Below are 6,857 nucleotides of genomic sequence, written 5' to 3' on the forward strand. Positions count from 1 at the left end.
ATAAAATACAGGGTGTAAATTCTAAAATTTACCTTATAAGGGGGAAGGAACCTATGTCAATGAAGGAAATAATAAAAATCATTCTAGATACTGATCCTGGAATTGATGACGCAGTAGCGATAGGTGCTGCGCTATTTGATGAACATATTGATTTACAGTTGATTACTACTGTTGCTGGCAACGTATCTGTCGATAAAACTACTCGCAATGTTTTAAAATTGCTTGATTTCTGGGATAAAGATGTTCCTGTTGCGCGAGGTGTTTCAAAACCGCTTGTCAGAAAATTAGAAAATGCTAGTCATATACACGGGCATTCTGGATTGGATGGTTATGAGTTTGGTAACATCCATAGGATGCCGCTTTCTAAACACGCTGTCGAAGCAATGAGAGATGTTTTAATCGAAAGTGATCAACCCATTACGCTTGTTGCAATTGGACCGCTAACCAATATTGCTCTCTTGCTTACACTTTATCCTGAATGTAAAAAAAATATCGAACGTATTGTGCTGATGGGTGGTTCGACATCTAGAGGCAATTATACACCAAACGCCGAGTTCAATATCTATGTTGATCCTGAAGCGGCTAAAATTGTCTTCGAGTCCGGACTTAAGATTGTAATGTGTGGACTAGATGTTACAAGCAAGGCCATGTTGATTCAAGAAAACATTGAAGAAATCAAGGAAATGAATAGGACAGGGAATATGTTGTACTCACTATTTCAACACTATCGTGCAGGTACTTTAAAGACAGGACTGATCATGCATGATCCATGCGCAATAGCTTATTTGGTAAAGCCAGATATCTTTACAACACAGGATTGTTTTGTAGACATTGAATTATGCGGAGCTTATACATTGGGTACAACGGTCGTTGACATTCGGGGCCAATTAAATAAACCCAATAACGCTACAGTATGTGTAGATATCGATGTAGCAAAATTTCGTACTTGGTTGATAAATACATTGAGAAAAGCCCCGTGACTTATTTGTTTATAAGATGTATAGAATTTTTTAAAATGAGTTGATTTTTGTGTACAAAATTTTTATTAGCATAAATTTTAAAGTGCGACGATTTATTAGTTCATGTGGAAAGGAGGGAATTTGGGAAAGAATGGGACAAGACCTTGTTTTTGTATTTCAACAATATCAAGGTCTGTAAAACAATAATAAATCTGTTTGGAGGGGAATAAAATGAAAAAGAATTTTATCGTATTGGTAATAGTGTTTTCACTAATTTTTCTTATGCTTCCAGCTTGTTCAAGTGAAAAGAAATCTCTGCAAACTAATGGTACATCTCAAGAGGTATCAGATAATAATCAACAAGTCGAAATTACAGTACTTGCGCTTGACCTGTGGTCAAAATCACTTGAAGAGGTTATTAATGCATTTGAAAAAGAAAACCCATCAATTAAAGTAAAAGTGGTAACGCAACCATTCAAACAAATTTTTGAAACAATTGAAGTACAAATGATGTCGAAAGCACCTGGATTTGATGTGTTTCCTGTTGATACACCGTTAGTAACTAATTATACAATTAAAGGATACTTAATTCCTTTAGATTCTTACTTTGACTCAAATTTAAAACAAAGTTGGATTGAAACGGCGCTAGATGGTGGAACTTATAATGGAAAATTAATGGCAGCTCCAATGAATACTTCCTCTCAGGTTTTGTATTACAACAAAGATATCTTCAAAGAGCGGGGAATTGATTTTCCTCCGAGCGACGTGAAAGACCGTTGGACATGGGAACAGTTAGTTGAAGTAGCTAAAAAACTTACTTATGACAAAAAAGATGGTCAACGTGTATATGGTTTTACTTTTGACCAAGTAGGTCGTCCATATCAATTAATCCCTTTGGGACAAAGTCTTGGAGCAAAAGTTATGAGTGATGATGGACTTGTATCAGTAGGATATACCAACTCACCGGAAATGGTTAAAGCAGCAAAATTCTATTATGATTTGTTTAATACATGGAAAGTAAGCCCTAAAATTGGTCAGGAGGTAACCAGAGAATATTTTGCTACAGGAAAAGTGGCTATGTTTCTTGGCCTTACCAATGCATTAAACGTTTTTAAAGACAAGATTAATCTCGGAATTTCTTGGCATCCTTACTTTGCAGGAGGGAAAGTTGTAACTCCGACAGGTAGCTGGTATCTGGGCATTTCAAGTTACTCACAGAAGAAAGAGGCGGCAGCTAAATTTATTAAATTTATTACTACAGGTAAAGGGGCAGAAATATGGTTTCACTCTTATAAACAACTACCAGTACAGAAGGACCTTTTAGAGTCTATAGAAAAAAATCAAAAAGATGATATTGAATCACAAGTCTTTAAAATTGCTGCATATGAAGCAACACACACGGCGGTACCCAGACCAAAAAGTCCTGGTTATTTAGAGTGGGAAAATGCGCTTTATCAAGCTTTTGAAGATATAAAAAACGGTACAGATCCGAAAACAGCATTGGATCAAGCTGTAGAAATAATCGACAAGCAACTAAAAAAATACGAGTCGGCAGTAAAATAATATCAAAGTTGAACTCTGAAAAAAGCGGTAAGCGTTGGTGTAATTGTTAATATTCTGTTCTATATTTTTAGCCTTAAAAAGTTTTATTTTTATTATGATACATAAGTTGCACTAATCTTTATTTGTGCTGTATTATTGCTTGCCGCTTGTTACTTATTTTACTATAAAACTTGGTTAATGTGGAAGGAGTAGTGAAACAACAATGAATAAAAAGGTTATTCATATAATTAAGCCGATTAGTTTTACTGTTATGTTAAAATTATTTTTCGAGAAAAACATTGTACCATATCTTTTTTTATTCCCGGCTTTTTTGCTAATTATAGTTTTTAAACTGTATCCTATTATTGAAGCATTAAAAGAAAGCATGTATGCTCCAACATTTTTAGTTAGTCAACCGCGATTTGTCGGATTAGAAAATTATATTTCCTTATTTACCGATTCTCAATTTTGGAATTCAGTACGGGTTACATTATTAATGAACGTTGTTATTAATCCTCTACAAATTATATTGGCTTTAGCCTTGGCTATTTTACTTAATTATAGAATTAAGGGGATCGAACTGTTTCGATCCATTCATTACATCCCAATTGCAGTTTCTCTTCCCATTGCCAGTACTTTATGGGGGATAATGCTAAGTCAAGAATACGGAATTGTAAACTCAATCCTCACTGCTATGGGGTTTGAACCGCAACCTTTCTTAGGGAGTAAAGATCAAGCTTTATGGGCGATTATTGCAATTGCCTCTTGGCGAGGAATTGGATATTGGGCTATTTTCTTATTAGCTGGACTTCAGGAAGTTCCGCAACATTTGTATGAAGCAGCTGCGATCGATGGAGCTGGAGGATGGCAAAAGTTTAGGAATGTTACATTACCTCTAATTAAGCGACCATTGCTGTTTGTTACCGTTGCAGATACCATAGCAAATTTCTTGTTATTTGCACCCATGTACATTTTAACCAAAGGGGGACCCGAGAAGAGCACCAATGTTCTTATGTATGAAAGTTTTAACAGTGCATTTGTATATTCAGATATGGGGAGGGCTTCTGCTATTGTAGTAATTCTACTTGTAGTTATTTTGCTAATAATTGCTTTACAGTTTCAGTTGTTAAAAGCACAACATTAAGGAGGAACCTTTTTATGAGATCTAATTGGAAAATTTATTTATTATATTTTACTCATATTATTATAGCACTACTTCTCATTTTTCCGCTGTTGTTTGCTATTATATCTTCGTTTAGACCATTGGATGACGTGTTTAGATATGTTTCGCCTGTTACTTGGAAGACATTTATACCATTAAACTTTACTTTGCAAGCATATATCAGTCTATTTATGGAACGAAACTTTGGAAGTGTTATCTTAAATACATTTTTTGTTTCTATTGTTACCGTAGTATTTGGTATATTCATCAATTCTATGGCGGCGTTTGCGTTTGCCAAATTTGAATTCAAAGGGAAAAGGTTGTTGTTTTTTATAGTACTTCTTACATTCATGCTTCCTTTTGAAATTATTTCAATACCGCTATATAATATAGTAAATAGATTAGGTTGGATTGATTCTTATTACGCATTGATTGTTCCATCTGTTGCTAATGGTATGGTAATCTTTTTATTCAGACAGTTTTTTTTAGACATTCCAGATTCATTGCTCGAGTCTGCTCGAATAGATGGTGCGACCTGGTTTTGGATATATTTCAGAATCATTATGCCTTTAAGTAAACCAGTGACAGTTAGCGCTGCTTTATTAATTTTTATTTACCAGTGGGAGTCTTTCTTATGGCCACTAATCGCAACTAGGACTGAAAAATACCGAGTAATTCAGATCGCTATCAGCTATTTAACTACTGAATTTGGGACTTATTGGAATGAAATATTTGCTGCAACTATAGTTGCTGTCATAGTTCCTGTGTTGTTATTATTGTTTTTGCAAAGATATTTTGTACAAGGGATAACAAGTACTGGGATGAAGGAAGGTTAAATTCTTTATAATACTTTAGTATCATGGTTTTAATAACAATATTACACTTTTTAGTGCATATTTACATTTCTAAAGTGATGAACAAACCTTTTCATGGCTATTTAAATAGTTGGTGCAGTTACTGAGAACTCCAGAAAGAATTTGGGTTTAAATGGCTAAAGGATGACAAATACATGTAATGTGGAACTATGAATAATGATTAAAAGGGAGATACGGTTGATTCTAACGTTGCATAACGACGGTTTTATTATCATTATCCTATAAAAAGGGAAAGTGTAGGTGGTTGAATTTACAAAGTTTGCTATATTTTAAGATGGGCTTTTAATGGCTCTTTGTCAATAGTTGGGGTGGGTATTTTTTCTGAATGCCCACCTATAAATCTTATCACGTTATATGGTAATATTTGTAATTATTAGTTACAATAAGAGATATAGCTAGAAGTATGGGTGGGTATTTATCTATGCCTTTTTATCAAAGCTCTATAATATACTTGAATATCTTTCATCACTAAAAATAGTATTACATCAAGCATTACAATATAATATCCTTTTCCTGAATCGATAAAAATTTCTGTATCCATATGCAAGCCTTTTTAGTACTTTAATTTTATTGTTATAACCTTCTGTTACAGAATTAGTGTAAGGTATATCAAAGGCATTTGTTATTTCTTCAAACCAACGGTTAAATACTTGCACACATCTTTTAAATTCATCAATTTTGCTTTCTTTAGCTAACTGTATCCATCTTTTTAATTCTATTTTTGCCTCCTTTGAATTTTTGCATTTTAATACTTTATCATTAAATTCTTCTTTTAAAAGGTATGCTATTCTTAAGTCGTCACTGTACCAGAACATTACTTCTAATTCTTCTTTTTGTTCTGTTGTTAAAGTATCATATTTTGCAAGAAGTAGCTTATAAATATCTAATATTTTTCTTTCTTTTGGGTCTACAATAATGCAATGATATTTCCTGCCTCCAGAGTTCTCTTTGAATTTGTATATACTGATAATTTCCGGTAATGTTTTATAATCAGGTTCTACTCCTATTGTGTCTAAAAGTCTCATCACAGTCGTAATTGATACCCCTGTAACTTCAGATATATCTTTCATGCTTTGCTGTTTTTTTAGTTGTTGTAGTATGTAAATAGATAATCTGTTAGTCATTCTATGGTAACGTGGTAAATAGTCTATATGTTCATAGAATTTCTTACCACAGTGTTTACAAACGTATCTCCTCTTTTTTAGTCCTATCACTGTTGGTTTGCCAAATAGCGGTACATCTTTTATTCTTTGTACTCTATAATCATGAATCTTAGATGTTATTTCCCCGCACCTTGGACAAATATGTGGTTTTTGTTTCATCTTAATATAAAGCTCTATTCTGTTGTCATTCTCTATTATATCTTCCCAAATTATATCTTCAGATTTTAAGAAATTTGTGATATAATTACCTTGCACTTATTCTGATGCCTCCTTTTGTTGGGTTGTTTTAACCACTTCTATTATAGCAGGCATTCAGAATAAGTGCTCTCTTTTTTATAGATTTCTTTTTCTCCACCCCAACATTTATTATAAAAACGAATTTACAAAGTCTGCTATATTTTAAGATGGGCTTTTTTATTAATAAAGGAATAAGTAAATGAGGAATATAGGCTTTAATAGAAATAATGGTATAATACTATTAATAGAGGATAAAAAATAGTAGGTGGTGATTATATGAATAAAATAGATTATCTTATAAATGAAATAAAGTCATTTCCCCGCAAAGGATTGGCTAAAACCTGAGGAGGACGAGGCATGGCAGAACTTATAAAAGGCGATGTGGTGTAAAAGTTCTAAAACATTTTATGAAAACAAATTACAAAGTCATAAAAAATACTTGAAATATTATTTCACAAGTAGTATAATATAAACTAGAAAGGAGTGTAAACATTAACATGCCAGGAGATATAGAAAAAATTAGAGCAGTTATTAATAATTTAAAACCATCAGAAAGAAAAATTGCTGAGTATATAATTGAAAATGCTGATAAGATTTCAGATTTATCTGTAGCTGAACTTGCAAAAAACAGCAATACTAGTGAAGCAAGTGTTGTGAGATTTTGCAAAAGTCTCGGATACAAAGGATATCAAGATTTAAAAATAAAAATTGCTGCAGACTACACATATAAGACAAAAAGTATTCAAGGTTTTGTTAATATAGATGATGATATTAATACCATAATTGTGAAAATATCTAAAAATAATATGGACTCAATAGAAAAAACAATGGATATGTTAGATAGGAACGAAGTAGAAAGAGCTGTTATTGCTATTTTAAATGCCAATAAAATAGACATTTATGGAGTTGGAGCATCTGC

Annotated in this window: 6 protein-coding genes; 5 read left to right on the plus strand and 1 reads right to left on the minus strand. The window is 32.7% G+C overall.

The features are described 5' to 3' along the window. Positions 1–53 precede the first annotated feature (53 nt). From rihC to M663_RS0105145, 4 genes are all read left to right on the plus strand, one after another. Positions 54–980, plus strand: coding sequence for a ribonucleoside hydrolase RihC (rihC, locus tag M663_RS0105130; RefSeq protein ID WP_273702638.1), 927 nt, complete (start codon positions 54–56; stop codon positions 978–980). 210 nt (positions 981–1,190) lie between these two features. After that, positions 1,191–2,522: a sugar ABC transporter substrate-binding protein gene (locus M663_RS0105135; RefSeq protein ID WP_273702639.1), complete on the plus strand. Its 1,332-nt coding sequence runs from the start codon at positions 1,191–1,193 to the stop codon at positions 2,520–2,522. A 202-nt stretch (positions 2,523–2,724) separates the two neighbouring features. Beyond that, positions 2,725–3,645 carry a sugar ABC transporter permease gene (locus tag M663_RS0105140; RefSeq protein WP_273702640.1) on the plus strand — a complete coding sequence of 307 codons (921 nt, stop codon included), beginning with the start codon at positions 2,725–2,727 and terminating at the stop codon, positions 3,643–3,645. Positions 3,646–3,659: 14 nt separating this feature from the next. Then, positions 3,660–4,499: a carbohydrate ABC transporter permease gene (locus M663_RS0105145; RefSeq protein WP_029688185.1), complete on the plus strand. Its 840-nt coding sequence runs from the start codon at positions 3,660–3,662 to the stop codon at positions 4,497–4,499. 524 nt (positions 4,500–5,023) lie between these two features. Here M663_RS0105145 and M663_RS0105150 read toward each other — a convergent pair. After that, on the minus strand, positions 5,024–5,956 hold the full coding sequence (locus M663_RS0105150; protein WP_029688186.1) for a transposase: 933 nt from the start codon (positions 5,954–5,956) through the stop codon (positions 5,024–5,026). A 479-nt stretch (positions 5,957–6,435) separates the two neighbouring features. Between M663_RS0105150 and M663_RS0105155 the strand changes: the two genes are divergently transcribed. Next, the coding region (locus M663_RS0105155) for a MurR/RpiR family transcriptional regulator (protein ID WP_029688187.1) at positions 6,436–6,857 on the plus strand (422 nt) is incomplete at its 3' end.

Source organism: Thermoanaerobacter sp. A7A, assembly GCF_000445185.1.
Taxonomy (GTDB): domain Bacteria; phylum Bacillota; class Thermoanaerobacteria; order Thermoanaerobacterales; family Thermoanaerobacteraceae; genus Thermoanaerobacter.